The organism is Nocardia sp. NPDC057455, from assembly GCF_042802775.1.
Lineage (GTDB): Bacteria > Actinomycetota > Actinomycetes > Mycobacteriales > Mycobacteriaceae > Nocardia.
Genome location: NZ_JBHVDM010000102.1, coordinates 1 through 24,653 on the forward strand (window position 1 = coordinate 1; position 24,653 = coordinate 24,653).

The 24,653-nt window shown below is 65.8% G+C and carries 28 protein-coding genes; 14 read left to right on the forward strand and 14 right to left on the reverse strand.

Features of this window, described 5'->3' with window-relative positions:
- Window positions 1–138: 138 nt before the first annotated feature.
- Window positions 139–792 carry an excalibur calcium-binding domain-containing protein gene (locus ACFU5M_RS29170; protein ID WP_379054101.1) on the reverse strand — a complete coding sequence of 218 codons (654 nt, stop codon included), beginning with the start codon at window positions 790–792 and terminating at the stop codon, window positions 139–141.
- Between the two features lie 265 nt (window positions 793–1,057).
- On the opposite strand from ACFU5M_RS29170, the gene ACFU5M_RS29175 reads away from it, so the two are divergent.
- The 4 genes from ACFU5M_RS29175 (at window position 1,058) to ACFU5M_RS29190 (ending at window position 5,502) form a co-directional block, all read left to right on the forward strand.
- Complete coding sequence (locus ACFU5M_RS29175; RefSeq protein ID WP_379054102.1) at window positions 1,058–1,543, forward strand: hypothetical protein; 486 nt, start codon at window positions 1,058–1,060, stop codon at window positions 1,541–1,543.
- A gap of 473 nt (window positions 1,544–2,016) precedes the next feature.
- Window positions 2,017–2,433 carry a VOC family protein gene (locus ACFU5M_RS29180; protein WP_379054103.1) on the forward strand — a complete coding sequence of 139 codons (417 nt, stop codon included), beginning with the start codon at window positions 2,017–2,019 and terminating at the stop codon, window positions 2,431–2,433.
- A gap of 362 nt (window positions 2,434–2,795) precedes the next feature.
- A complete protein-coding gene (locus tag ACFU5M_RS29185; protein ID WP_379054104.1) occupies window positions 2,796–4,250 on the forward strand; it encodes a phosphatase PAP2 family protein in 1,455 nt (484 codons plus the stop codon).
- A 412-nt stretch (window positions 4,251–4,662) separates the two neighbouring features.
- Window positions 4,663–5,502 carry an alpha/beta fold hydrolase gene (locus tag ACFU5M_RS29190; protein ID WP_379054128.1) on the forward strand — a complete coding sequence of 280 codons (840 nt, stop codon included), beginning with the start codon at window positions 4,663–4,665 and terminating at the stop codon, window positions 5,500–5,502.
- Between the two features lie 408 nt (window positions 5,503–5,910).
- On the opposite strand, the gene ACFU5M_RS29195 is transcribed toward ACFU5M_RS29190, so the two are convergent.
- From ACFU5M_RS29195 to ACFU5M_RS29230, 8 genes are all read right to left on the reverse strand, one after another.
- Window positions 5,911–6,333 carry a DUF6924 domain-containing protein gene (locus ACFU5M_RS29195; protein WP_379054105.1) on the reverse strand — a complete coding sequence of 141 codons (423 nt, stop codon included), beginning with the start codon at window positions 6,331–6,333 and terminating at the stop codon, window positions 5,911–5,913.
- Window positions 6,334–6,766: 433 nt separating this feature from the next.
- A complete protein-coding gene (locus ACFU5M_RS29200) occupies window positions 6,767–8,008 on the reverse strand; it encodes a hypothetical protein (RefSeq protein ID WP_379054106.1) in 1,242 nt (413 codons plus the stop codon).
- A 378-nt stretch (window positions 8,009–8,386) separates the two neighbouring features.
- Window positions 8,387–8,656 carry a peptidase inhibitor family I36 protein gene (locus ACFU5M_RS29205; RefSeq protein ID WP_379054107.1) on the reverse strand — a complete coding sequence of 90 codons (270 nt, stop codon included), beginning with the start codon at window positions 8,654–8,656 and terminating at the stop codon, window positions 8,387–8,389.
- Window positions 8,657–8,854: 198 nt separating this feature from the next.
- A complete protein-coding gene (locus ACFU5M_RS29210; protein WP_379054108.1) occupies window positions 8,855–9,523 on the reverse strand; it encodes a GPP34 family phosphoprotein in 669 nt (222 codons plus the stop codon).
- Window positions 9,523–10,059, reverse strand: coding sequence for a hypothetical protein (locus ACFU5M_RS29215; RefSeq protein ID WP_379054109.1), 537 nt, complete (start codon window positions 10,057–10,059; stop codon window positions 9,523–9,525). The genes ACFU5M_RS29210 and ACFU5M_RS29215 overlap by 1 nt, the downstream gene beginning before the upstream one ends.
- The gene (locus ACFU5M_RS29220; RefSeq protein ID WP_379054110.1) at window positions 10,056–10,334 is read right to left on the reverse strand and encodes a helix-turn-helix transcriptional regulator; all 279 of its coding nucleotides are present in this window, start codon (window positions 10,332–10,334) and stop codon (window positions 10,056–10,058) included. The genes ACFU5M_RS29215 and ACFU5M_RS29220 overlap by 4 nt, the downstream gene beginning before the upstream one ends.
- A 163-nt stretch (window positions 10,335–10,497) precedes the next feature.
- On the reverse strand, window positions 10,498–10,650 hold the full coding sequence (locus tag ACFU5M_RS29225) for a hypothetical protein (protein WP_379054111.1): 153 nt from the start codon (window positions 10,648–10,650) through the stop codon (window positions 10,498–10,500).
- A complete protein-coding gene (locus ACFU5M_RS29230) occupies window positions 10,647–11,018 on the reverse strand; it encodes a hypothetical protein (RefSeq protein ID WP_379054112.1) in 372 nt (123 codons plus the stop codon). Before ACFU5M_RS29230 ends, ACFU5M_RS29225 begins: the two co-directional genes overlap by 4 nt.
- Before the next feature lie 503 nt (window positions 11,019–11,521).
- On the opposite strand from ACFU5M_RS29230, the gene ACFU5M_RS29235 reads away from it, so the two are divergent.
- The 3 genes from ACFU5M_RS29235 (at window position 11,522) to ACFU5M_RS29245 (ending at window position 13,812) form a co-directional block, all read left to right on the forward strand.
- Complete coding sequence (locus ACFU5M_RS29235; RefSeq protein ID WP_379054113.1) at window positions 11,522–12,649, forward strand: lipase family protein; 1,128 nt, start codon at window positions 11,522–11,524, stop codon at window positions 12,647–12,649.
- 137 nt (window positions 12,650–12,786) lie between these two features.
- The gene (locus ACFU5M_RS29240; protein WP_379054114.1) at window positions 12,787–13,404 is read left to right on the forward strand and encodes a TetR/AcrR family transcriptional regulator; all 618 of its coding nucleotides are present in this window, start codon (window positions 12,787–12,789) and stop codon (window positions 13,402–13,404) included.
- A gap of 231 nt (window positions 13,405–13,635) precedes the next feature.
- Entirely contained in the window at window positions 13,636–13,812 is a 177-nt protein-coding gene (locus tag ACFU5M_RS29245) for a hypothetical protein (RefSeq protein ID WP_379054115.1), read from the forward strand.
- Between the two features lie 89 nt (window positions 13,813–13,901).
- On the opposite strand, the gene ACFU5M_RS29250 is transcribed toward ACFU5M_RS29245, so the two are convergent.
- Entirely contained in the window at window positions 13,902–14,075 is a 174-nt protein-coding gene (locus tag ACFU5M_RS29250; protein ID WP_379054116.1) for a hypothetical protein, read from the reverse strand.
- Window positions 14,076–14,304: 229 nt separating this feature from the next.
- Between ACFU5M_RS29250 and ACFU5M_RS29255 the strand changes: the two genes are divergently transcribed.
- The gene (locus ACFU5M_RS29255) at window positions 14,305–14,946 is read left to right on the forward strand and encodes a CatB-related O-acetyltransferase (protein WP_379054117.1); all 642 of its coding nucleotides are present in this window, start codon (window positions 14,305–14,307) and stop codon (window positions 14,944–14,946) included.
- Window positions 14,943–15,809, forward strand: a complete 867-nt coding sequence (locus ACFU5M_RS29260) for a virginiamycin B lyase (protein ID WP_379054118.1) — start codon at window positions 14,943–14,945, stop codon at window positions 15,807–15,809. Before ACFU5M_RS29255 ends, ACFU5M_RS29260 begins: the two co-directional genes overlap by 4 nt.
- Before the next feature lie 609 nt (window positions 15,810–16,418).
- Here ACFU5M_RS29260 and ACFU5M_RS29265 read toward each other — a convergent pair.
- Window positions 16,419–17,057, reverse strand: a complete 639-nt coding sequence (locus ACFU5M_RS29265) for a hypothetical protein (RefSeq protein ID WP_379054119.1) — start codon at window positions 17,055–17,057, stop codon at window positions 16,419–16,421.
- Window positions 17,058–17,769: 712 nt separating this feature from the next.
- Between ACFU5M_RS29265 and ACFU5M_RS29270 the strand changes: the two genes are divergently transcribed.
- The 4 genes from ACFU5M_RS29270 to ACFU5M_RS29285 all read left to right on the forward strand — a co-directional run bounded on the left by ACFU5M_RS29270 (window position 17,770) and on the right by ACFU5M_RS29285 (window position 23,197).
- Complete coding sequence (locus tag ACFU5M_RS29270; protein ID WP_379054120.1) at window positions 17,770–18,306, forward strand: hypothetical protein; 537 nt, start codon at window positions 17,770–17,772, stop codon at window positions 18,304–18,306.
- A 399-nt stretch (window positions 18,307–18,705) separates the two neighbouring features.
- Window positions 18,706–19,995: a lipase family protein gene (locus ACFU5M_RS29275; protein WP_379054121.1), complete on the forward strand. Its 1,290-nt coding sequence runs from the start codon at window positions 18,706–18,708 to the stop codon at window positions 19,993–19,995.
- Between the two features lie 180 nt (window positions 19,996–20,175).
- Window positions 20,176–21,771: a GMC oxidoreductase gene (locus ACFU5M_RS29280; protein ID WP_379054122.1), complete on the forward strand. Its 1,596-nt coding sequence runs from the start codon at window positions 20,176–20,178 to the stop codon at window positions 21,769–21,771.
- Between the two features lie 325 nt (window positions 21,772–22,096).
- The gene (locus ACFU5M_RS29285; protein ID WP_379054123.1) at window positions 22,097–23,197 is read left to right on the forward strand and encodes a GDSL-type esterase/lipase family protein; all 1,101 of its coding nucleotides are present in this window, start codon (window positions 22,097–22,099) and stop codon (window positions 23,195–23,197) included.
- On the opposite strand, the gene ACFU5M_RS29290 is transcribed toward ACFU5M_RS29285, so the two are convergent.
- Entirely contained in the window at window positions 23,183–23,545 is a 363-nt protein-coding gene (locus tag ACFU5M_RS29290; RefSeq protein ID WP_379054124.1) for a carboxymuconolactone decarboxylase family protein, read from the reverse strand. The genes ACFU5M_RS29285 and ACFU5M_RS29290 overlap by 15 nt on opposite strands.
- On the opposite strand from ACFU5M_RS29290, the gene ACFU5M_RS29295 reads away from it, so the two are divergent.
- Window positions 23,538–24,158 (forward strand): aldehyde dehydrogenase family protein, encoded by a 621-nt coding sequence (locus tag ACFU5M_RS29295; RefSeq protein ID WP_379054125.1) that lies wholly within the window; start codon window positions 23,538–23,540, stop codon window positions 24,156–24,158. The genes ACFU5M_RS29290 and ACFU5M_RS29295 overlap by 8 nt on opposite strands.
- 10 nt (window positions 24,159–24,168) lie before the next feature.
- Here ACFU5M_RS29295 and ACFU5M_RS29300 read toward each other — a convergent pair whose 3' ends face one another.
- Both ACFU5M_RS29300 and ACFU5M_RS29305 read right to left on the reverse strand, forming a co-directional pair.
- On the reverse strand, window positions 24,169–24,435 hold the full coding sequence (locus ACFU5M_RS29300; RefSeq protein ID WP_379054126.1) for a hypothetical protein: 267 nt from the start codon (window positions 24,433–24,435) through the stop codon (window positions 24,169–24,171).
- 35 nt (window positions 24,436–24,470) lie between these two features.
- Window positions 24,471–24,653 (reverse strand): cupin domain-containing protein (locus tag ACFU5M_RS29305; protein ID WP_379054127.1); only part of this gene is annotated, 183 nt, incomplete at its 5' end.

A 24,653-nucleotide genomic window follows, 5' to 3' on the forward strand; every position in this document is an offset into this window, starting at 1 on the left:
GATCGGTCGCCCGTCGGGTTGGCGGCAATCGATCCAGCGGCCATCTGGTCCGCCGCGCCCCGGTCCGGGCGCCGCACCAGGTGGCCGTCATCGCATCCGGGCGTAAAACGAAACATCGAGTGGCGCGGCAACTTTCCGTCAGCGGCGGCGAACTTCGCAGGCCACGCCATCGTGGTCGCTATCCAACTGTGGTCTGTAGCCGGGCTCGCCGCGGCGCAAAGGCGCGGCGCCCGCGGCGCGAGCTGCGTCGCAGTCGGGATAGAAGACACTGGCAGATGAAGGAGGCCGGGGCGGAGCCGGTGCAGCGGTCGGAGTCGGCGCCGGTGCGGGGGGCGGAGCCGGCACCGCAGTTGGTGCGGGAGCCGGGGTAGACGCAGGGGCTGGAACGAATGGTTGAGGTGGGGGCTGCTCGACGGTGATGGTTGCCGTTGGCGTTGTGGACGCCGCAGTCGTCTGCGTGGCTGGTGCTGGAGTGTTCGACGGCGGCGTGGTGGTTTCGTGTGACTGTTTTTCGGGGGTGATGACGCCGATCAACAACAGAACCAGGAATGACGCAGCAAGCAGCCCGCCGGCCTGCTTGCGGTTGCGGATACGAGCCCAGTCGAGATGTCCTCGTACAAGACCTATCCCGCCGACAACGACCATCGCCAGCCACACGAACACCAGCAGGGTTGCTGCTGCCTGCATATCGCGGCTCCTCGGAGTCCGAACATCGAAAGACTTTGCCGCGGAGTATCGGACCGGACTGAGCACATGTTTCACGACCGCTTCCCGCGCGGCGTTCGACCGCATTCCGGGCAAGAGATCGCCCGGCGTGCCGGGGGGATGTCCAGGCCGGCGTCGGTCGGGCGAAGCGGCGTTCGAAGCGCAGTTGTGGAAGTTCGAGCGCGCGACAGGCCACCGCGCCTACTTGAGCGAGCTGGAGACGACCGTCGGATCGTGACCAGTGACCCACCTGGTGGATGAGATCATCAACAGATCTGTTCCGGGTGTTACAGTGATTTTACTAACGCACTACTGTGCGTAACAACGGCTGTTGGTGACCGACACACCGGGCATGACTCTCAATCGGAAGCAGCTGCAACAGTTTTCGGCTCGTGCCGGTGTCATCGCAGCGGTGACCGCCGCCGGGATGGTCGGGCTCGCAGCGCCCTCTACCGCCATTCCGCATGACCCAGGCTTCCCGTTCTCGCCGACCCTGACGCGTCTGGTTCCGACCAGCTGTTCCGCGATCATCGACGCGGTCACCGTACGGCAGGAGCAGCCCGGCACGTTCGGCGTGCGGGTGAATGTCACCCAGACCGGGGAAAGCTGCGCAGACTGGAAAGTCGCTGTGCGCTTCAAGAACCTGGACACCGGGTACGCGGACGGGCAACAGCACCGCGTCGTGAACGGTGTCGTCCAGAACACGGTGGACGGCGTGATCGTCGGTTTCGGCACCGCGCCGGGCGTCGGCCGGGTGGAGGCTCGGATCGTCGCGCTGGACGCGAACGACAGGGAGATGGAGCAGATCTCGGGTACGGCGACGTTCACACTGAGCTGAGCACGAGTGCCGTGTCCAGCAGTGATCGCTGGACACGGCACACTCGGCGGATACAGCCGAACCTCCCCGGCGCTCGCCCGGGCCTGGTTCGGCGGTGACTTCGATCGACGAGTGGCCCGATCTACTCCCACTGGGCTATCGCCGATGCGTGGGTGCCACTGCACCGTGCTCGCTGGAGATCGGCCAGGGGATACCGAGGCACCCCGTCACTCTCGAAAGGGTGATCCACCAGCGACGTAGCCGACGGCGCTGGCGCCTGGTAGCGGTCCGACCTCGGGGCAGCTACTTCTGATAGTGCAACTGCACTCGCATGGTTTGGTGCCTGCGGCCGAGCTGCATTCGTTGATGGCGAGAAGCGGGGAACGGTTCACCCGCGTCGAGAACTGCACGTCCCGGAGTCATGGACGACGGAGTGGCGGGCTTCGCGGTTAGCTCACTGAACGTAGCCGGATGATCATGACAGAATTTCGAGCATGCCGATCGCCACCAGTTCGTTCGACCATGCCCGCTTGACAGTGACCGACATCGACAGATCCCGGGCCTTCTACGACGCCGTCTTCGGATGGCCGATCGCTTGGGAATGTCCCGCGGACGCGGACGAAGCCACCCGTGCGCGATTCGGGTTCCTCTTCGGCGGTGTGATCTACCAGATGGGTGATGCACTGCTCGGACTTCGCCCTGTCGCCAGCGACGAGTTCGACGAAGATCGAGTAGGACTCGACCACCTCGCCTTCGCCCTCGCCACTCGGGCGGATCTCGATTCGGCGGCTGCCTTGCTCGACGAACTCGGCATTGCGCACGCGGGGGTGAAAGACCTCGGTCCCATGTACATTCTGGAATTCCGCGACCCGGACAACATCGCGCTGGAATTGGTCGTACGCAAGCAGTAATCGCCCCTTCCGTCGTGCGGACGCGGCACCGCGGGTGCCGCATCACGCCGGTGAGCACCTGACGGAGCTGGCCGCCCGCATCGACTACGTCCGCAGCCCCGAAGGCATCATCACCGGGCGGAGATCGCGGGGACTGTCGACCCACGACTTTCCGGATTGATTGCGGCCGCTGCCAACGGGAAACCGTGGACAACGAACGATATCCGGACCCGAAGGTGCTGTGGCGGCCTGTCGTTGGTCTTCGCCGCACGGCGGGGTGTCGCACGATCGCAGGAGGTGTTGCGTTGTCTGTCGACCGGCACGACAGGTATGCCACGACTGGCGCTGACCGCCCCGGTGGCCCGGGCCATCGAAGTGAGGCCGTGGCCGCAGAACGATTCGCTGTCCGCAGTACCGCGGCGTTGCTGGGCGTGGCGGCTGTCGGTATCGGGTTCGGTGTACTCACAGCACTGGTCCGGGCGCGGTGGGCACCCCTGCAGACCGCGGATCCGGCGGTCACGGACAGCCTGATCTCCGTCGTGGCGGAGAACAGGATCCTGCGGAGGATTCTCATCGGCATCACCGATCTCGGAGGGACCGGCACGCTGGTCCTCGCGCTCGCCGTCGGCGGGCTCTGGCTGCTGCTGCGTGGTCTACCACGACTCGCCGTCTACGTGGTGGTCACAGGCGCGGGCGGACTGATTCTCAACCCGGTCGTGAAAGAGCTTGTCGAACGGCTACGTCCGGTGGTGGAGACTCCCGTCTACAGCACAGGCGGGTGGAGTTTCCCCAGTGGACACGCGATGGGCTCACTCGTGTGCTACGGCGTTGTCCTGCTGGTTTTCGCGCCCACCCTGCAAGCCGGCCCACGCCGCGCGCTGGTCGGGTTCGCAGTCCTGATCGTGATCGGGATCGGGCTCAGCCGGATAGCCCTTGGCGTGCACTACCTCACCGACGTCCTCGCGGGCTGGCTACTCGGGTCGCTCTGGCTCGTGCTGGCCACCGTCGCGTTCCACCGATGGCGTGGCGACGCGCAAGTCGACAACGCAGGCCCGCTACCCGGTGACGTACCGCCGGCCGACGAAGACGACTTGCGGCCGGTCCCGCTTCGGCATCCGCCCACCCTGCCCCACCCATGGCGCGGGATCAGCGAGCTGGCGGTCGCGTGGGTGCTGCTCGTCGGGCTGCTCGTCGGAATCGGCATGCTGGTGCGCGCCCCGGAGCCCGAGACCCCTGTCCTGCGGTGGGACCATGGCGTTGCGGCGGCGCTCGCCGAGCACCGTGACCCCACGCTCACCTCCGTCCTCGGAGTGTTCGGCGAACTCGGCAATACCACCGCGGTCATCACAATCGCCCTGATCGTCGCCGCACTTGCGGTTGGCCTCCTGCGCAGCTGGCGACCGGTGTTGTTCCTCGGCATCGCACTGCTGGGTGAGATCACGCTGTTTCTCACCACCGCCGCGATCGTCGACCGTGACCGCCCTCATGTCCCACACCTCGATCCCGAGCTTCCACCCACCGCGAGTTTCCCCTCCGGGCATGTCGCTGCCTCGCTGACGCTTTACGGAGGTACCGCCGCACTCCTGTGGACCGCCACCCGCCGAGGCCGGTACCGGCTCTTCGCCGCCGCACCGATCCTGATCCCCGTGCTGGTGGGCGTGCAGCGCATCTACGCCGGTGCGCACCATCCCACCGACGTCATCGGAGCGGTCCTGCTGTCTTCGATATGGACCGCGATCGCCTGGTGGGTCGTCCAACCCGTCTCGACCTCTGGTCAGTCGCCACAGGCGCAACACCATGCCCAGCAAAAAAGGACCGGAAGTTTCTCTACGGCGTGAGCTGGTGCGCTCGGCGGTCGGCCGTTCTCCGACCTTGTGGACGAACTACCTACGGACTACCGATGCGTTCGGATTTTCATGCCCGTGCGGGCGGTGAACCGGGCGTAGTCGGACAGTTCCTTGCCTCGATCCCAGGTCAGAGATCGGCGTAGCTGTGGCCGCAGGGGGTGAGTTCCGCCCGCGCCTTCACGACATGCCGCATGTCGCGCTGAGCGAAGCAGCCACACGCAGTGGCCGGCGGGCCAGAGCTGCTGCGGCTCAGAACATCCGGTATTGCCGAAATCGGGGGCCTTCGCAGGAGTGTGTACACGATTTCGGCTGCACCGATGATTTTCGGGTGGATCCGTCGTCGATAACTCTGGATATACCGACAGACAGGAGTCCAGGCATGACGAGACCGTCTCGATTTGGCATGACCTCGGTCCGGGCGAACGGTGTGGATCTCGGCATCGAGAGCTTCGGCCGCGAGGACGATCCGCTGGTCCTGCTGGTCGGCGGCACGACGATGTTGTCCTGGCCCGACGCGCTGTGCGAGCGGCTCGCGTCGGGCGGGCGGCGCGTGGTCCGCTACGACCTGCGTGACTCCGGCGCGTCGACGACCCTCGACCCGGAGAACCCGGCGTACGACTTGCGGGATCTCGTCGCCGACGCGGCCGCGTTGGTCGGGGTGTTCGGTGCCGGGACCGCTCATCTCGGTGGGGTCGGCGTCGGCGGGATGGTCGCTCAGGTCGCCGCCTTGGACCACCCGGACGTCTTCTCCGCGCTGACCCTCGTCGGCACCCGGCCGGTGGCGCCGGGCCCGGTCGACGAGGACCTGCCCGACCACGACCCCGCGGTCATGGTCGCGTTGTTCTCCCACCCGATGCCGGACTGGACCGACCGGGATGCCGTCGCGGCGTTCGCCGCCGAGGGTGCCGAGTCGATGGGCGACGATCCGCAGCAGGCGCGGGTGACGGCGGCCCGAATCTGGGACCGGACACCGTCGAGCGATCCTGCGGTGCACCAGGCGAACCAGCTCGGGATGGTGTTCTCCCGGATCGACTGCGCCCCGCGATGGCGGGAGCGACTCGGTGAGCTCGACGTGCCCTCGCTCGTGGTGCACGGTCGCGCCGACCCGTTCTTCCCCGTCGGCAACGGCGAGGTCCTCGCCGCCGAGATCCCTACGGCGCGATTGCTCGTCCTCGACGACATGGGTACCGCCCTGCGGCACGCCGCGACCGACCAGGTCGCTGCCGCCATGCTCGCCCTCTGACCGCTCGGCTGGACGCGCTGGGGTGCGAACGGTCAGCCAACGTGACGTGGTCGGACCGAGGTAGGGCTTGCGCACCTCGACGGGGGTCAGTCCCGACAGCGGTGTCGGAATTCGGGGCCATCTATTCGGCGCGGTTTTGCCTGTCTGGTTACGCCAGCGAATGCTGACGTCGCTTATCGGTGAACGCCGCTGACTCCCCGCATCAGACCGGACCGATCCGATCGGTGAAACCCGTACTGGGCCTGCATCGGTTGGCTTGTACCTGGCTGGTTACCGGTTGCCCAACGCTGGAACTGTGTACAACTGTGTGCGGCCAGTACCGGCAAACCGTCGTTCAGCGAGGGTCGGTCGCCCATCCATAGCTCCACGGGGGATGGACCTGTGGCCGGTCATGAGTCCCGGCCGCGTTCACCGATCGAAGCCGCGGAAAACACCGTCGTCGTCGACGCTGCTGGCGTAGTCCTCGAAGTCCACGTTGGAGAGGAGGAAGTTGACCTCGACCTCGGCCATCGCGATCGGCGCGATCCGGAACGCCGAGTCGCCGTCCCCTCGGACATCCTCGTCGCTGGTATCGACCGCCAGCAGCGGGTGCTCGGGGTCGGTCATCGTGGTGGTGTCGGCGAGGAAAACATAGGTCTGGCCATCGACCAGATCACCTAGGCCGGCGGGGGTCAGCCCGTCGAAGGTCATGTCGTCTACGGGTGTCAGCTCTGTCACCGTGTCTTCGTCGTAGGACGCGATGACCGCCGCGAGGGTTTGGGCCCAGGCCGCGTCGTCGGTGAAGTCCGTACGCACCAGAAGCGATTCGCCCTCGGGCAGAGATCGTGCCATACCCCCGATTGTGCACTACGGCAGCCGAACACCATGCGCCGCCGACATCACGACGTCAAAATTCGCCGATACGAAGATCCTCGGATTCGAGGCGACGTCAGCTTCCGGATCATGGCAATCTCGCTGAGTCCGCCTGTTTCCTGATGTGTGAGAGTCCATTTCGAACTCGATAGACCGTCAGCGAACAGCCGCTGTCCGTCTCCGGCGATTTCCGGGTGATCATCAGGTACGAACGGTCGAGCGTGTGCGTGTGATGGTTGGGCTGGTGAGTCGTGGCGGCCGACTGCCGAGGCCGACGCTGGACCTCCTCGACTGATCTGTTGTCGCCGAACTGCCCGCCGGAGTCGACCGCCACGTCCTGCGCCGTTGAAGCGCTTTCGCGCTGTACCGGTTCGAAGCTTGCGTGCCACCGAGTGCGGGGCTTGGCATCAGTTCATGCGGCGGTGGGGTCGAACTCGGCGGTGACGCGGTCCACGAGTTTCTTGGCTTCGGGGCTGTCGTGGTCGGTGGGCAGCTCCACGGGCTGTCCGTTGATCGGGACGGTTACCGGCCGACGGTTCGCCGGTACCTTCCCGTCACCGTCGCCGAGCGGTACACCGGCCGAGGCCAGGATGCGGCCCATCACGGTGTCGGTGCCCACCGGCGGGAGGGCTACGACGCCCTGCGGCCACTGGACGCCTTCGATTTCGAAGAACTCATGGTAGCCGCCTATGTGCTGGTACCCGACCTGCTGCAAGTACAATTCGCCTGGCGTCGAACCTTGCGTTTGATTTATCTCATTGTTGAACGTGCCTTGGAACACGCCGCTGGCGGGTTCGAAGTGTGCATATTGGCCCGATACGGACGCCTGCGTCTCGAGCAAGTCGAACACAACCTCCATACCACCGGGCGCAGGCTGGTTGTTCTTGGAGTAAAGAGCCTTGGCGGCATCGATGTCGGGCGGATTCCACATGTGCGGGACGATGTCGAGGTCGTTGGCGTAGCGCTGCACTCGTTGCAGGCGTTGGGTGGTGTAGTTGACGAATTCTTGATTGCAGAAACTGGGTCCGGCGGTCGAGAGCACGCTGATCCTGGCTTTCTCGGAATTGTCCCAGAGCCACTGGGTATCGCGCAGGAACAGGGCCAGCGTGGGGGACAGGGCACCGCCGAGGCTGTGGCCGGTGACGGTCAGGTCGATCGCCTTGTCGCCGAGCGTGCTCAGGAACTCGGGCAAGGTGTGACCGGCACCGGGACGGGGGCCGGAGGGTTTGAGATTTATGAGGGTTTTCACCCCGATAGCCGTGCCGATCGTGTGCCAGGCGGCGCTATTCGCGAACCACGGCGTCTGGAGAATGAAGGAGTCCTCGACGAGCCAGTCGAACACCAGTGCGTCGCTGCTGCCGGCCATGGCGATCACGTACCGGGAGCGATCCTCGGTGCTTCGCACCATGTACAGGGCGTTCACCGCGTACAAGTCGGTGTCGAACAGCGCAACTCCCGGACCCCAGACGATCTCCCACCCTCCGATGACCTCCTGGTTGGTGTCGAGATACTGCTGGATCTGCTGATGAAGCGTGCCCTCCAGGTCGCTGTCTTCTTTACTGATGCTGTTGACCAGATTCGCGTACTCGCACAGCTGGTATGTGATCTTGTCTTGCAGAGTCGGCTCATTGATCGTCGTGTATCGTGCAGTCATTTACCGCTCCTTACCGTATGAGTTTCATCCGAAACAGAGAGGAGAAAGCGGTGACGCGAATTCACACGCCGCGTCCGCGTCGGGGACAAAATATCCCGGACCGGTAGCCGCGTATACGAGTCTAGACGATCCACCACACGTGCGGGCGAATAACCTTCTGTTCGGGACCCGACGTGGTCGCCCGCCGACGGGGCTCGGTCCGCGCAGTCACCGGAAACGCTGGTAGACCGAGCATGAATCGGCGAAACTTCATGACTCGGCACGCAGACTGGATCTACCGTTGCGCAGATACGTTATAACTTACGTCGGTGCGGATGATCGCTGGTCGCCGTAGTCGGGGACCGAGACGAGCAGTTACCACTCCTGACCAGTCCAGTCTTAGACGCCAACCGTCTTTCCGGTGCGGTTCCAGTACGAGCTCAGACGATCTCCATTTCCTTCGTTGCCGATGTCGAGCAGCAGGCAGTTGTTGTCGACCTGCACGAACATGCCGGTGCCGTTGCGGTGGCCGTAGCCGCAGAACAGTTCGCCCGGACAGTCGTAGGCCGCCGACGCCGGCGTCGGCGCGAGAGCTGCGCCGTACCCGGCGACCGCGAGGGTGGCCGCCACCGCGACGCTGAGACGGCGAAACAGTTTGAGTGAAAACATGATCGGCCCTTCGAAAGCGATGGGTCGATCATCGGTGCGGCGAAAATCCGCCGCACCGATGATGGATGAGCCGGACCGCCCGCAGCCCAGCGACTGTCCCGAGCGGTCGTAGAGCAGCAGACTGCGGTCGAGATGATCGGGCGGCAGCCAGCCGCCGATCGGACTGGCTTCGGCAGTCTCGGTCCCCGTGCCCGGAACCTACGCTGAGCCCGTTACCACGGCACTCACCACGACGGCGGCGGTGAGCGCCGCGTCGACCGCCTGCACGGCGTCCCTGGCCGCCTTCGCGGCCCAGTCCCCGGCGGCGATCTCCTTGGCCCGCTGCGTCACCACTCGGCGGTCGCGGTCGCGGAGGATCTTCGGCGCCGCGTCGGCCGCCGACAACAGCGAGATCAAGGCGGCGGCGCGAGGCTCGACGGGGGCGTCTGGGTGTGCGAACGGCGGTGTCAGCCGGTCCCGCAGTTCCTTGCGGTGTCCGCTCGGCATCCAGGCGGTCCGGGGAAAGATGCCCAGTGTCCGGTGGTGTTCGATGTGTACCAGGCCCTCGTCCGCCAGCCGGTGCAACACTTTCGGCTGCAGCCCCTTCGACAGTTTCTCGATCGCGGCTCGGGGTTTCATCGGACGCGCCGCCTCGATCGTGGCGAGCGCGTCGCCCAATATCGGATCGGCACTCTTGTTCGCGCTCACCACGATCCGGCCCCGTTTCGCCTCGTCGCCCGGCTCGGCCAGGCGAATTGCTCCGGCGTCGATCAGGTCCAGCAGCACTGCTCCGGCGAGAACCCTTGGGGTACGGGTGCTATCGGCCATCAGGTGCCCAGTACGTTCGTCGAGAAGCAGCAGCATCAGGTCTCCTGCGAGTAGGTTCATCACTCGTCCTCCGGTTCTGCGTCGGGCCGGGTCCAGGCCAGGATCATCGTCGGGGTGCAGCCGCCGACGAGCAGCGCGGTCAGCAGCATCACCCCGCCCGCATAGGCCGCCTGGATATTGTCGAGGTCGGTGAATCCGCCCACGACGATCAGCCAGATCGCAGGAATCATCGCCAGCGTCTGTGTGAGGGTGAGCCCCACCGAGCGAGCCGCGTTGCGCTGCTCGATCTCCCATTCGTCCAGAGCGCCGACGGGCGCGTCGGCTTGGCGTCCCGAGACGATCTGCAGCGATATCCACAGCGGAAAGAACAGCAGACAGACCGGCGCCCAGAGCAGGGGTCCCCGCTCCAGACCGCACGCGATCAGCACCGCGACGACCGCCAGAGCCAGGAACATGGTCGCGAGGGCCACCACCAGCAGCCTGCGGCGGCGGCGCGTCCGCCACCGCGGCAACATGTGGGCCCAGCGCTCGGCGTAGAACTCGAACCGGCGTGTCCGGCGAGCCTGGTAGCGCTCCAGCAGATTCGGGTGCGTCATCGAATATCCCCTCCGTCGTTCCGGTACACCGCCGTGGACAGCGGCGCGAATTCCTCCCGCGAGAACACCGCCTCGACCGGCAGGCCGAACACTTCGCAGATCCGCAGCGCCAGATCGAGGCTCGGATAGTGATCGCCCCGTTCCAGCGCCCCGACCGTCTGCGGATTCACCTCGATCGCCTCGGCGAGCTGGGTCCGGCTCATCCTCCGCTCGGCACGCAATACCCCGATACGGTTGTAAATGGGAAGGTTTTTCCCACGTCTCACGGGACTCATACAATGAACTGTTGCATAAACCCAACAGTTCGTCAATAGTGGAAGCAGCCCGCTGACGCTGAGCTACGAAGGCGTCGATAGCCGTGAGGGCGTCGCGTGATGCTCACGAATGTTCTTTGACCAGCATTTCGCTGTCTTGTCGATACTGCGGCAACCGCGGTGTTCAGATGCGGGCGCGCAGCAGGGCTTCGCGCAGGGTTGCGGCTGCGGACGTCGTCGAGGACGGCGAGCCCAACCAATTCAACGTGTGATCGAAACCCCGGACCGGTCGCGGGGTCGGCGCCTGGTCGAGGATGCCGCGGACCGTGTCCGTCATGGGCAGGGCCTGGCCGGCGCCAACGGGCGGTCGGTGCCGAGGGCTGCCGGTAGCGAGAGGAGGGCGAGCGGGTTGCCCTGCGCCTGCGCCAGTACCCGGTACCGGTCGGCGGCCGATAACGTGGCGGCGTGCTCGGCCAGCAGCCCGGCAGCGGTGGACTCGTCGAGCTGAGCGAGTAGGGGTGCGGCGAGGCCGGCCCGGGCGGCGATGATCAACACGATGCCCTCGGCGTCGAGCCGCAGCGCGGCGAACAGCAAGGCCTCGGCAGACGGCCGGTCCAGCCACTGCGCGTCGTCGACCAGGCACACGATGGAGCCGGCGGAGGCGAACTCGGAGAGGAGGGAGAGGACGGCGAGGCCGACGAGCATTTGTCACTCTCTGCGACCTGCTCGACATGTTGCAAGCCCAATCTCGCGGCGGCGCACCTACTTTCCGAGTTGAGCAGGAGTGTGAGTCGCCGCAAGCCTGAGCAGTGCGATCCAGGGAGGCGAGATATGCATGTGGCCAGTCGCGGCCGTTACATCGCCACCTGTGTTCCTAACCAGGACCCGATTGGCGCTGTGGTGTCTCACAGAGGTTCACGGGCCGCCCACCTTCCTCAACGATCGTTGTAATCATTGCGACGGAATCGAGAACAGGAAGGCTCGCAAATGTGTCCACGTTCAGATGGCCCAAGCAGAACAGAGATTCGTCGGTGAGGGCAGCGAAACCAGTGCGTGTGTGCACGCTGCGTGCCCTAGCGGCCGCGGTGACGATACTGGCAGCAATCGGACCTGCCACACCGACTGCGGTAGCCGAACCTCTGGTCAGCAGCCAGTTCGGCGACTTCTACCAACCGCCCCCGCCAGGTGGGGGTGCGAGGGCGGGAACCTTGATCCGGACCGAGCCCATGCAGGTCGGGATCGGTGGTCAGTCGATGCCGCTGGCCGCTCAGCGCATCCTGTATCGGAGCACCGATCCTCGTGGGGGCATGGTCGCTGTGAGCGGCACCTACTTCCAAAGCCGCAGCGGTTGGGCCGGCGGTGAGGTTCGCCCGATCGTGGCTATCGGCCCCGGCACGGTCGGGCAAGGTGATCAGTGTGCGCCGTCGAAGTTCTTATCGAATCTGGCAGACTTCGGTGAACCGGGTCTGGTGGTTGCCCAGTACGAAGTTCGGCTCGCACTGGAACTGACCGCCCGGGGAATCAACGTCGTCATGACCGACTACCAGGGAATGGGCACCCCAGGTCTGCATCCGTATGTGAACCGATTCGCCCAGGGGGCGGCGGTCCTGGACGCGGTCCGCGCAGCGACACAACTGCCGGGCAGCGGGTCCTCACCGGACAGTCGTGTCGGGATGTGGGGGTATTCCCAGGGCGGTGGGGCGGCAGCGGCAGCGATGGAGATGGCCGGCTCGTATGCCCCCGAACTACAGGTGGTGGCCGGCTACGGCGGCGCGGTGCCGGCGGACTTGCGCGATACCTTGGCCAGGATCGACGGGTCGGTTCTGACCGGCGCTGTGGGCTATGCGCTGAACGGATTCCGCGCTGTCTACCCGGAGATCGAGCATGTGGTCCAGGAATACACCAACGCCGCCGGGAGGTCGATGCTGGCCGCGGTCGCCGAGCAATGCTTGTTCCAAACAGCCGCACAATTCGGAATGCGCAAGACTTCGGAATTCACCTCCACCGGCGAAACCATGGTAGAGATTGTCAATCGGACACCGGAAGCACGCCGGATCATCGATGAGAACAAGCTCGGCCTGGTCCCGCCGTCAGGGACATTCTGGCTCGACAGCGCCACCTCCGACGATATAGTTCCGTACCCGCAAGCGGAGGCTTTGGCGCGCGACTGGTGCGAAGTCGGCGGGCATGTTCGTTTCGTGCCGCAACAGATCCCTGATGTTGTGCCTCGCAGCGGAGTCGGGCACTTGGCCCCCCAGCACGTTCAGTGGGCATCAGCGCAGCAGTGGCTGACGGAGATGCTTACGGGCAAGACCGACCCCGGCAACTGCGGGTAGCCCCAACACGACTGCTGGCCGGGTGCACCGGGTGGCAACTCGCTGCTCGGCTCGCCCGGCTGACCCGGTGCGTCCGCCGCTGTGGTTCGGCGATTGAAGGATCTGGAACCTACGCGGCGGCGACTAGACTCACCCCCATGGAGCAACCCGTCCCGGCCTCGGCGCGTTTGGCCGGACCGCGGCGGACGGTGCTGGCCGATGCGGCGCTCAAGGTACTGAGCACCCACGGCCCTAGTGGTTTCACCCACCGCAATGTCGATGACGCGGCGGGGCTGCCTCATGGTTCGGTCAACTACTACGCGCCCACCCGTGCTCGTTTGTGGGATCTGGCTCTCAACGAGTTGTTCGATCAAGACTTCGCCGTGGCCGCCGAGTGGTTCAACCTCGAATCCACTGACACGGTCCCGGGAAGGTCCGAACTCGTGGACAGAATGGTGGGGTTCATCGCGGCCATGACCACGGGCGAAGCCCGCGCCCGGGTCGTCGCGCGCCATCATCTGCTGGGCCAAGCTCAGCACGACCAAAGCCTGCGGGAGGCCTTCGATATCCGGCGCGAGGGTTTCATGGCATTCGCCACGCACTACATTCAGCGGGTAAATCCTGGGGCTTCACTCGCAGTTGTCGAGGCGGCAGTCACGTTGTTGGACGGCTTCATGACCCGGCAGGTGATCATTGGCCGCTCTGCGTTGCCGAAGCCGGTACTCCGGGAGGCATTCGAGGTCTTCGTCCGCGAATCAGAGCCTGCCGCTGAGTAACCCCGCTACCTTCTTCGTGGCCCTGAACGGGGCCACGGTCGCCAGTCCCGGTATCACTTCTTCCCCCTGTCTTTCTCATGATCCGGGGGGTGGTGTCGCCGGGTGCTGGTGGCGTCGACGGACCGCTGATGGGGACAGGGCCGAGAGCAGGTCTCTTCGTAACGTGGGTGCCGGGCGTTGACGCCAGATCGAGCGGCCGTTCCGGTTTCGACGCGATGAGGAACTCACGAAGTGGCACAGACGTATGCCGCGTTCTGCGGAGTTGACGTGGGTGGAGGCGAGCCCACGATCGCCACCAAGCACGCGCCGCGGATGGGCACACGCCTGGTCGAGGAGGTCCTGGCCGCCATGCCAGCACAGACCTGCGGGTTCCGAACCACCGACGCCGGCATACTACGACTGAACTGACACCGAAACCCCACGACGGCGCAACCGACCACGACCGATCCAGCTTGACCAACACCATAGGGACACCCCCGATTCCGCTGGTTCGGCGATTAGCGCTCACCCAGGTGCGCCTCGGACTCGATCCCCGTGCTGCGCATGACCTGCACCCATCGGCCGCCGACGCCGCGTACTCCCGTGATGAGCAGGCTCCCGCTGCGACCGGTCCGGCCGTCCGCCAGCAACCGGTCGATGACCGAGACCTCCTCCTCCCGTCCGTGCAACACGTGGCGACGGTACTTGTGCCGACCGGCGATCCGCGGGCTGGATTACCAGGCGTGACAGATTCCTATCTCGTCGCCGCCCGTAGCGTGATGACCATGTTCGACACCAACGAGCCGGCCAGGCGGTGATCGTCGGGCTGGCCGTGATGGTCACCGAGCAGGGCCGCCTTGCCGCGTCCACAACTCCCTCGATCCCTTTTCCCGCAGACATCCCTTCACCAGGAGCTGGAAGTTGACACCTGATCCGACGACCGTCCATCCCCTGCCCGCGCACGAGCGGGTGGTTTTCCTCGCACCGCTGATCAATTCGCCCAAGATCGTGGTGGGCGAGTACACCTACTATGACGACCCGGACGGTGCGACGGAGTTCGAGTCCCGCAATGTGCTTTACGCCTACGGTCCGGAGCGGCTGGTCATCGGCAGATACTGCGCGATAGCCGCCGGCACGCGGTTCCTGATGGCCGGCGCAGAGCACCCGACGGTGGGTGTGTCCACGTTCCCGTTCACCATGTTCGGTGGTGAGTGGGCTGACAAGACTCTCGACATCGTCATGGGCATGCCCAGCCGGGGTGACACCGTGGTCGGCAACGACGTGTGGTTCGGCTACCAGGCCACCGTCATGCCCGGTACCACGATCGGGGACGGCGCGATCATCGCGACGGGCGCGGTGGTCACCGCGGACGTGCCGCCGTACACGATCGTCGGTGGAAACCCTGCCCGCCCGATCCGCCGACGCTTCGACGATGCCGACATCGAGCGCCTGCTCCGCGCCGCCTGGTGGGACTGGCCGACCGAACTCGTCACCGAGCACGCCCGCACCATCATGGCCGGCACTCCCGCCGACATCGTCCGCATCGCCGAGGGAATCCGATGACCACCATCCAGCACAACGCCGTGCCCGGCGGCGGCCCGTACGCAATCACCACGGGCCCGGACGACGCCCTGTGGTACACGCTTGTCCGGAGTGGACAGATCGGCAGGTTGGTGCCCGGCGGTGAACCGGAGAACCACCAGCTCGACCCGGACTGCGGGCCGACGATGATCGCGTCCGGCCCGGACGGTGCGTTGTGGTTCACCGAGTACCAGGCGCACCGGATCGGCCGGATCACGACAGGGGGCGAGATCACGGAGTTCCCCCTGCGGGAGTGTGGACCGTTCGGCATCGCCGCCGGACCGGATGGTGCGTTGTGGTTCACCGAGACCGCCGCCGATCGCATCGGCCGGGTCACCACCGAGGGTGCGATTACGGAGTTTTCACTCCCGACCACGGGCGCGTTCCCGTCCGCGATCACTGTCGGTCCGGACGGTGGGATGTGGTTCACCTTGAACCAGGCCAACGCCATCGGGCGGATCGACATGGACGGCGCCATCACCGTCCACCCGCTACCGACCGAGGCCGCCGCGCCGGTCGGGATCGCCGCGGGGCCGGACGGTGCGTTGTGGTTCGTCGAGATCGCCGCCGGACAGATCGGCCGGATCACCACTCATGGCCAGGTCACCGAGTTCCCGCTACCCGACCGGGCGGCCCGGCCGCACGCCATTACCGCCGGACCGGTTAAAGCACTGTGGTTTACAGAGTGGGGCGGCAACCGTGTCGGGTCCATCACCACCGATGGCGTGATCGAGACATACGACCTGCCCATCCCCGGCGCCGAACCGCACGGCATCGCCCTCGGTCCCGACGGGGCATTGTGGACAGCACTCGAAACCGGCGCACTCGCCCGCATCACGGTTTGACCGCCGACGGCCGCACGAAGGGGCCCACCGCCGACCACGCCGGCTCCGCCACGTCGACCAGCGTCCGGGCGCACCGGGTGTCGCAGTGCGCCTTCCGTGTGGCGCTGTCACCGGGGAAGTAGGGGGCCGAGAGAGACGCGGTGGCTGCGAGGTCGCGCAGACAGGACGCTGTCGTCACCCTCGGAACCAGCGCCCCCCGAAGGGGTCTCGATCAGCAACCGTAGCTCGGTGTCCGCCAGATCGCAGGTGTGTCACCCTTTCTCGTCGCAGACGACGGGTTTCGGGAGAAGAGCGGCCGGGCCGGGTGAGCATCCCGCGGGGGCCACCGGTCCGTGTTCTACCAACGGATCCCATTGTCGACCGCCGCAACGAGTTCAGCCTCGATTGCGTATGTGCCGGTAGTAGTGCTCGTGCTCGAAGCTCGACCGGAACGATTCGGCGCGACTGCTGCCCCAGCATATTCCAGTGTCGATGACAACAAGCCGGGGGGATCGCAGGTCTGTCTGCGCTGGATCCACCAGCGAATCAGCCGACGAGGGCCTCCAATCGGACCAACGATCGCGGCCGAACTGCCCGCCCAGCTCGGTATGCCCGGGATCCGATCCGTGGTCAGGGGTCGTAGTCGATGATCGGGTGCGGAAAGTCCTCCACCGTCACTTTGACGATGGCGAACGGCTCGACCTCGCTGGTCGCCCTCCACTCCGGAGTGCGAGGCACGACCAGAGGATGGGGCCACCCGTCGGGCACCTCCAGTTCGACCAGCTCGAAGTGCTGCTTGTTCACTACGTGCACGTAGCCGGTGTAGTCCCGCCAGTCGTCGGTACCGGCCCCTTTGACCTTGTAGGTGAGCGTGCCGTCGGCGTGGATATCGATGCCGTGCGGGGAAGACCGAAACTTGAACAAGGCAGTGAAGATGGGAACGTCGTAGTCGACATCGACACAAACAGCGGGCTCGCCGTCGGGAAAACGGCCTCCTGCGCCGTCTTTCCAACTCGCTTGGCGCGGTTCGAGCCTGCGAATGGGTACGCGGGAGCCGTGAAAAACGATTCGGCTGCCGTATTGTGCGATGAGGTTGTCCAATTCCTCACGGCCGCTGAGCATAACCGGCCCGTTCGCACCCGCCCGCGGCACTTCGATCGAAGGGGCCACGACGCTGTCGGCGCCGTGGCAATCGTCAAAGAGCATCCTCGGAAGATCCTGATCCAGCGGAGAGAGCCTTCCCGCCGGACCGTCGCACAGCCCGTTCACTCTGCTCCGATATATCCGGTGAAGCCCCGTGGTGACGTTGTCGAGAAACGCGGCGATATGATTCTTGCCATTGCTGCAGTTCGGTCATTGTTCGCATGCACATCCACTCGCTATTCGACTGGGTGAGGGCAGGAAGGCACGCGGCAGCCACGTGCCGGTGGTGCACTGGTCCATCAACACCGGCAACCGCGCAACTCCCTCGACAGGTCCTCCGCGGTCGGCGAATCAGGCACCGGGCCACCCTGCCGAAAGCGCTGTAGGAATGAAAGCCGACACACCGCTGAACGTCTTCCGCGACAACTAACAGCGACCGCTCTACCTCGACCGACACCGGTGCCATGCTGTTGTTCGCCCGGCTCGCCGGGATGCCCGCCACGAAGGCTGTCGGCGACCACGGCGGTCGCCTCGATCGGCAGTACAGCGGCTCTGGCCGCAAAAAAGAGTAACTGTGTTACCGTTCACAGGTTTCCTGTGATGGACGTCATGTTCATCCCTGTGCGATTCGGATCACACCGACGGCAAGGCGCGATGGTGGAGTTCGTGTGGAGGTTTCGATGCATCGACAACGTCCGATTGGGAGGGTGCGCACGTGCCGATCGGAGCGCGGCGGCGGTGGTCCTGCGATCGTGCGCCGTGGCCGTTCGGGAATGAGGATCGACACCCACGAGTCGGCAGCCGCCTCGGGTGACCTCACCGGGCAGAGGGGGAGGCGATGAGGTATCGCCTCGACGTGGTCGCCAGCAGTATTCCCGATGCCGTCGAGCACGCCGGTGTCTGGCTGTTCGATCGAGCTGTCGCGGGCTGGGATGTGACGGTGCTCGTTGCGGAGATGTCGAATACCCGGCCGCTGCGCATCCTGGGCGCGGAGGTGGTGGAACTCGAGTCGGCGCTCGCCGCATGGGGCGATGGGCGTCGACCGGACGCATTGGCTGTTGCCGCGAAGGTTTGCGAACGCGATCACCGGGCGCGCAGGGGCCTGCTCGAGGCGCTGAACGACGGCGGTGTCGAAGTGGTCGTATGGGGTGAAGGTCGGCCGCCTCCGTCCGGGTATCGGGTCGATCCGGTGCTGCACCGGTTGAGTGTCGCCGCGCGGGCGTTCAAGGCGCAGGCGTTGATTGCCGCGGCAACCCCCGGAGTCTCGGTCGGCGCGATCGAGATCTTCCGTAGCGGGCTCTGGCCATATCCCCTGGTCGGTGCCGATCTCAGCCCGCTCGGCGGACCGCGCCCATATTGCGTACCGCCTCGGTAGCGTCGGCCGCCGCGCGGGCTCCCACGTCTCATCCGTTCGGCCTGCGGCGGAGCCTGTGCCCGTGTCATGACGTGTACGCATCGCCGCGACCGAACCCGCCGTACTCGCTGCGGCGCCGACCGCAGAAGGTCGAGATGATGATTGCTCTTGACTTGCTCGGTAGGCGCCGATCTTCCTCGACGGGCATCTTCGGTCACCAGAAGTTGGCATCGCGCGATTCCAACTTCGCGGTAACCATGTTACCGTTCCGTAGGTCGCAAGCTGTGACGTACTTCATGTCGAACGGCTATAGCGACGCAGGACACTTTGGCAACGGTGCCGGGTGGAGTTCTTGGAGAGTTATCGATGCAGCGACAGCAGGGGCAGTCTCGGTCGGGGTGGCGGCGGTGGGCCGTTGCGATGACGGTGGTGGCGGTGGCGGCTTGTGCTACCGCGGTGGCGGTGGTGGGGGTGGGGGTGGATACCCGGGAGGCGGCCGCGGCCCCGGTGAGCGATTTCTATCTCCCGCCTGCGCAGATTCCGGTGGAGCCGGGTGCGATTGTCAAGACCGCGCCGATGGCGTTGTTCGCGACGGTGCCGACGGATAAGGGGTGGCCGGGTAAGGCGCAGCATGTCATGTACACCAGTCGGTTGCAGGACGGGTCGCCGGTGGCGGTGTCGGGAACGTTCATCGACGCGACCGGTCCGTGGCAGGGACCGGGTCCGCGCCCGACGGTGGTGATCGCTCCGGGCACCTCGGGTCAGGGTGATCGGTGTGCGATGTCGGTAGCGTTCTCTACTGGGTTGACGGTGTTCACCGATCCTTCGCCGAGTTTGTCGGCGAATCAGGAACTGCCGGCTTCGGTGGTGTGGAGCGGGTTGGGTGCCCGGGTACTGGTGACCGATTACATCGGGTTGGGCACGCCGGGGATACATACCTACGCCAACCGGATCGAGGCCGCGCACGCGGTGCTGGACGGGATCCGCGCGGCCCACAACCTGTCCGGCGCGGGTTCCGAGACTCCGGTGGTGTTGTGGGGTTATTCCCAAGGTGGCGGTGCGACCGCGGCTGCGGCGGAGATGGCGCCGCAGTATGCGCCGGAGCTGAATCTCAAAGGCACGTGGGCGGGTGGGCCGGTCGCGGATCTGGCCGCGATCCTGGAACGCATCGACGGGGCGTTGATCGGCGGCGCGATCGGGTTCGCCATCAACGGTTTGCTCGCGCGTTATCCCGAGCTGAACAAGGCCGTCGACCGGGTGACCAGTCCCGCCGGGCGCGCCATGCTGGAAACGCTCAGCGACGAATGTATCGGTGACATCATCACCCGCCATCCCTTCGTGAAGACCAGTTCGCTGACCAACGACGGCCGCTCGCTCACCGAGCATCTCGCGGCGATTCCCGAGGCGGCTCCGGCGTTGGCTGAACTGCGGGTAGGGAGTCTGCTTCCGGCGACGCCGGTGCTGATCACCAGCGGCTTGAACGACGACACCGTCCCCTATGGTCAGGCCCGCCGGCTGGCCGAGGACTGGTGCGCGAAAGGCGCCACGGTCACCTTCCGTACCAACGACCTGCCACCGATCTTCTCCGGCACTACCATCCCCAACCATTTCGGACCCGAGATGATCGACGGATTCGGCCCCGACAACGCGATCACCTACCTGCTTGATCGCCTGGCCGACAAACCCGTCACCGGCTGCACATTCGACTGAAACACCCTGCGCCCGATCGAATCGGCGCCGACCAAGGTCTCCGGCCCACCGTGCCATCCCCTCATCGCCCGCGGCGGAGATGTCGTGCCATGCGCACACCACCTGATCCGGCGGTCGAAGCCCGACTCGTACGGCGTCCAGGACCTTTTTCGACATGCGAATACCCCCGAAGGATTTGTGATGACTGCATTTTCGCGCCGGTCACTGTTGACCGGTGTCGCCGCGACCGGTGCCGTGGCCTTGGCCTCCCGTGCGCTCGGCGCGTCCGCTCCCGCCGCCGCGCAGGTGAACAACGTCGCGATGACTCATGAAGAGCATCGCGTGGTGGTGGTGGGTTCTGGGTTCGGGGGTGGTGTCAGCGCTTTGCGTTTGGCGCAGGCGGGTGTGGCGGTGACGGTCTTGGAGCGGGGGTTGCGTTGGGCGACGGGGCCGAATGCGGAGACCTTTCCGCGGGCGTCCTCGCCGGACAAGCGTCTGTTGTGGTGCCGGTCGAATCCGAATCTGTTCGGTCGTCCGTTGGTGTTCGAGCCCTATACCGGTTTGGTGGAAGCGGTGCCGGGGGAGAACATGACGGCTTTGTGCGCGGCGGGTGTGGGTGGTGGTTCGCTGGTGTATCAGGGGATGTCGCTGCAACCCGCTCAGGAGGTGTTCGACACCCACTTTCCCCAAGAACTCGACTGGGCGTTGATGAACCGGGTTCATTACCCGCGGGTGGCGCGGATGCTCGGTTTGGCCGAGGCGCCGGATGAACTGATCGCCTCTGAGAACTACCGGGCCGCAAGAGTTTTCGCCGATCGCGTCCAGCGGGCAGGGATGCCGCTGTCGAAGATCCCGATGCCCATCGACTGGGATTTCGCGCTGGCGGAGTTGCGCGGGGAGATGAAACCGTCCTATACCAACGGTGACGGCGCGATGGGGGTCAACAACGGCGGCAAGCATTCGGTCGATGTCACGTATATCGCCGCCGCCGAGGCCACCGGTTTGGTGCGGGTGGAAACCCTGCACGAGGTCACCGACGTCGAACGCGCATCCGACGGCCGGTGGGTCGTGCATGTGCAACGGCTGGATACCACCGGCGCGGTGGTCGAGAACAAGGTCCTCACCACCGGTGCGTTGATCTTGGCGGCGGGCAGTCTCAACACCACCAGGCTGTTGGTGCGCGCGGGCGCAAAGGGGCTCATCCGCGATCTGCCGGACGGGTTGGGCCATGGCTGGGGTACCAACGCCGACCGCATCTACGTCTGGACCGATCCCTCGGCCGAGTTCGGCGCTCCGCAAGGCGGTCCGGTGGTGTACGGCAGCAAGAATTGGGATGATCCGCACGCCGCCCACACAGTGATCCAGGCATCCATTCCGCCTTTGTCGCTGGACCCCCGCAGCACCATGATGGTCGGATACGGGGTCAGCGACGGGCGTGGCACGTTCACCTACGATTCCGCACGCGACGACGCGATCCTGCACTGGCCCACCGACGGTGACAGCTACATCCAGGACAATCACATCGGCCCGGCCGTGCACAGGATCGCCGGTCCTGACGGCATGCTGCTGGATACCAACACCTTGTTCCCCTCGACCTGGCATCCCCTGGGTGGAGCGAGCATGGGCGCGGTCTGCGACCTCGACGGCCGCGTGCACGACCAACCCGGCCTCTACGTCCTCGACGGAGCACTCATGCCGGGCAACACCGCCGCATGCAACCCGTCGATGACCATCGCCGCGGTCGCCGAACGCGCACTGGACAATATCGTCGCCCGCGACATCGGCACCCTGATCTGATTCGCGCAATTCCGTCGACGGAGAGGTGATGATCGTGCAGCCTTCTGCCATGGCTCCCGAGAGTTCTGTCTATGTAGACTCTCGCAAGCGAATTCGGCGGCGTGCTCGTGATCGCGGGGCAGCGTTGGCCGCTGCCCTCGTGCTCGCGGCCGGCTCTGCCGCGGTCGTGGGCCCGGGAGATACCGCGGTCGCTCGGGCGCAGCCTACCGGGTGCGGCGGGGAACATTTCGTGGCGTCGTGGACGGCGAGCCCCACCGATTCGGTGACTCCCCTCGATGCGGCCGGAGGGCCGATCCCACTCGCGGTCGACGACCAGACTTTTCGGATGGTCATCACTCCGCATCTGGGTGGGTCGCGACTGCGCGTGCATCTGACCAACCGGTTCGGGCTGACGCCGGTCACATTCGCACGGGTGAGCATCGCCAACCAGTTATCGGGCGCGGCGGCGGCGGATGCGGCGCCGGTGCTGTTCGGCGGGCAGGCAGCCGTCACCCTGCCCGCCGGAGCCGATGTCGTCAGCGATCCGTTACCGTTCACTGTCGCGGCGTTCGCGCCGTTGGCGGTCAGTATCTACGTTCCCGATCCGGCGGGGCCGCCGACCAAACACTGGAATGCCAACGCCACCTCGTTCTACTCGCCTGCCGGTAGCGGTGATCTCACCGGACAGCCAGGCGCCGACGGATTCACCTCCACGACCGGTTCCTGGTTGTATGTCACCGCTCTGGACGTACTCGCCTCCGCCGATACCCGTGCGGTGGTGGCATTCGGTGATTCCATCACCGACGGATTCGTGGGCGCCAACGCTTTGAGCGTGCCTGTCGATCGCGGAGTCGCCGACACCAACGGACGCTATCCCGACGTTCTGCAGCGGCGTCTCGACAACGCGGGCATTCCGATCTCGGTGGTCAACGCCGGAATCGGCAGCAATCGCGTGCTCACCAGTGGCGAGCCGCTTCTTCTCGGTCCGAGCGGACTGTCGCGCTTCGAACGTGACGCACTCGGCCAAGCCGGTGTCGGTGGAGTTCTGGTGCAGGAGGGCATCAACGATCTCGGGTTGCCGCCGCCCGCCGATGCCGCATCGATGATCGCGGGATACGACAAACTCATCACCGCAGCGCACCGGCACGGCAAGAAGATCTGGCTGGGAACACTGCTTCCCGCCTCCGATGCCCTCGTCGACGGCGAACTCCTGGCGCCCCGCAGCGAGACCGACCGGCAGCAGATCAACGCCTGGATACGCACCCAGAACCTCGCCGACGGCATCGTCGACTTCGACGCCGCGCTGCGCGATCCGGCCGACCCGTCCGTGCTGCGAGAGGTCTATTCGAGCCCGGATCGCCTGCACCCCAGCCTCGCGGGCTATCGGGCGATGGCCGAGACGATCGACCTCGCCCTGCTCGCCGCCTGCCCATCACCCGCCTGCTGACGATCCCCCCGGTGCCGGCGGGACCGCGACGCGCGCGTCGCGAGGGGCGAATTCGAGTGCGGCGGGCAACGATTCGGCGCCCGGATCCGGCTGCAGATCGGCGCTGTTCAAGACCATGGCCAGGCACAGATAGGAGCCGGTGACGAACATGAGTTCCATGAGCTGCCGGGTATCGAGGTGCGCGCCGAGCTCGGTCCAGGTGTCACCGTCGATGCGGTGCCGGTCCATCAACTGGTCGGCGGCGGTCAGTAGCAGCCGCTCCAGCCGCGTCCAGAGATCAGCGCTCCAGTCTCGACGGACCGCGGCAATCCGCGCGGGGGACAAGCCCGCTCGCAGGCCGATGCGCACGTGCCAGGTCGCCGCCGCGAGTGCGCCCGCGCTGCGCTGGGTGAGCCTCGAACTGGGCGGCAAATCGGCGGCGGTGGTGCTCGATGACGCCGACCCGGACCATGTCGCCGAGGGGATGAAGGTGGCCGCGCTCATTAACGGTGGGCAGGCGACGGCCGCTTCAGCATGTATCGCCCTGGTGACCTTTCTCGGCGCGCAGGCCAAACTCGTCGAACAGGGTCGATTCGGCCAGGCCGATGCCGTCGGGATGGGATGGGTCACCGCGTCAAGGCCGACCCATTCGCCGACCGAGTGGCAGTACAGGGTGACAGACAGATCGGTATTGATGAACAGGTCGGCGATGGTCGTGGCCAAAGGGGCCGGTCGGCGCCGCGCCGCGTGGGTCTGTCCAGCCAACCTCAGACAGACACTGCGACAAGGTCATTCAGCCTCATGGTGTACGCACCTGGCGAGACACAAGTCGGCTGGCAGGTCGACATCGGCTGGACCCAGGGTGGCTGTGGCCCGGAACGGTGCGGAGGAATGTAGACCCGCGAGGCGCCCCTCATGGGCAAGCATGTGGGCACCTACTGGTGGCAACCGGCTATCCGGGGCGACCGCGGATACGGAGTAGTCCAGTCCAGCTACAGAGTGATCCCGCCACTCGCCTCAGCGGCAGATCCTTCACCGCCAACGCCCACAAAAAAGCCTGCAACACCGCCAGCACGGTTCACCGCCGCGGGGATCGATGCCACTGCGCGTGCACCGACAGCGTCGCGGCCGCCAACCACCGCCGCTGTCGCCCCCTGTGTCTCTTTTTTTTGCGTCACAGACAGGAATTCGGAGGCGGTGTGCTCGGCCCACCGGTAGACGGAGATAACCCACGAGGCGAACTGCTGGGCCAGTGCCACACTCACCTCCCTTTATCAGCGGCTCCGTGGCCCGCCTACCGCTTGGCGTAGTCGGCGAAGCCCTGCCAGTCGAGCATGACGCAGGGTTCGTCTCCCACGGTCCACGCGTCGTGGCCGGGTGGAATGATCATGAAGTCGCCGGGCCCGTACTCCTGTTGCTCGCCGTTGTCCATGGCGACCACCATCCGGCCGGAGATGCAGTAGCCGGTGTGGGCCGA

Bases quoted from the DNA above. Each gene is read 5' to 3' on its own strand.
- ACFU5M_RS29195 (WP_379054105.1), bottom strand. From the start codon at position 6,333: ATGGCACGATCTCTGCCCGAGGGCGAATCGCTTCTGGTGCGTACGGAC.
- ACFU5M_RS29240 (WP_379054114.1), top strand. From the start codon at position 12,787: ATGGAGCAACCCGTCCCGGCCTCGGCGCGTTTGGCCGGACCGCGGCGG.
- ACFU5M_RS29200 (WP_379054106.1), bottom strand. From the start codon at position 8,008: ATGACTGCACGATACACGACGATCAATGAGCCGACTCTGCAAGACAAG.
- ACFU5M_RS29180 (WP_379054103.1), top strand. From the start codon at position 2,017: ATGCCGATCGCCACCAGTTCGTTCGACCATGCCCGCTTGACAGTGACC.
- ACFU5M_RS29170 (WP_379054101.1), bottom strand. From the start codon at position 792: ATGCGGTCGAACGCCGCGCGGGAAGCGGTCGTGAAACATGTGCTCAGT.
- ACFU5M_RS29285 (WP_379054123.1), top strand. From the start codon at position 22,097: ATGGTCATCACTCCGCATCTGGGTGGGTCGCGACTGCGCGTGCATCTG.
- ACFU5M_RS29210 (WP_379054108.1), bottom strand. From the start codon at position 9,523: ATGAACCTACTCGCAGGAGACCTGATGCTGCTGCTTCTCGACGAACGT.
- ACFU5M_RS29205 (WP_379054107.1), bottom strand. From the start codon at position 8,656: ATGTTTTCACTCAAACTGTTTCGCCGTCTCAGCGTCGCGGTGGCGGCC.
- ACFU5M_RS29220 (WP_379054110.1), bottom strand. From the start codon at position 10,334: ATGAGTCCCGTGAGACGTGGGAAAAACCTTCCCATTTACAACCGTATC.
- ACFU5M_RS29275 (WP_379054121.1), top strand. From the start codon at position 18,706: ATGACGGTGGTGGCGGTGGCGGCTTGTGCTACCGCGGTGGCGGTGGTG.
- ACFU5M_RS29295 (WP_379054125.1), top strand. From the start codon at position 23,538: ATGCGCACGTGCCAGGTCGCCGCCGCGAGTGCGCCCGCGCTGCGCTGG.
- ACFU5M_RS29260 (WP_379054118.1), top strand. From the start codon at position 14,943: ATGACCACCATCCAGCACAACGCCGTGCCCGGCGGCGGCCCGTACGCA.
- ACFU5M_RS29225 (WP_379054111.1), bottom strand. From the start codon at position 10,650: ATGACGGACACGGTCCGCGGCATCCTCGACCAGGCGCCGACCCCGCGA.
- ACFU5M_RS29280 (WP_379054122.1), top strand. From the start codon at position 20,176: ATGACTGCATTTTCGCGCCGGTCACTGTTGACCGGTGTCGCCGCGACC.
- ACFU5M_RS29190 (WP_379054128.1), top strand. From the start codon at position 4,663: ATGACCTCGGTCCGGGCGAACGGTGTGGATCTCGGCATCGAGAGCTTC.
- ACFU5M_RS29230 (WP_379054112.1), bottom strand. From the start codon at position 11,018: ATGCTCGTCGGCCTCGCCGTCCTCTCCCTCCTCTCCGAGTTCGCCTCC.
- ACFU5M_RS29215 (WP_379054109.1), bottom strand. From the start codon at position 10,059: ATGACGCACCCGAATCTGCTGGAGCGCTACCAGGCTCGCCGGACACGC.
- ACFU5M_RS29175 (WP_379054102.1), top strand. From the start codon at position 1,058: ATGACTCTCAATCGGAAGCAGCTGCAACAGTTTTCGGCTCGTGCCGGT.
- ACFU5M_RS29270 (WP_379054120.1), top strand. From the start codon at position 17,770: ATGAGGTATCGCCTCGACGTGGTCGCCAGCAGTATTCCCGATGCCGTC.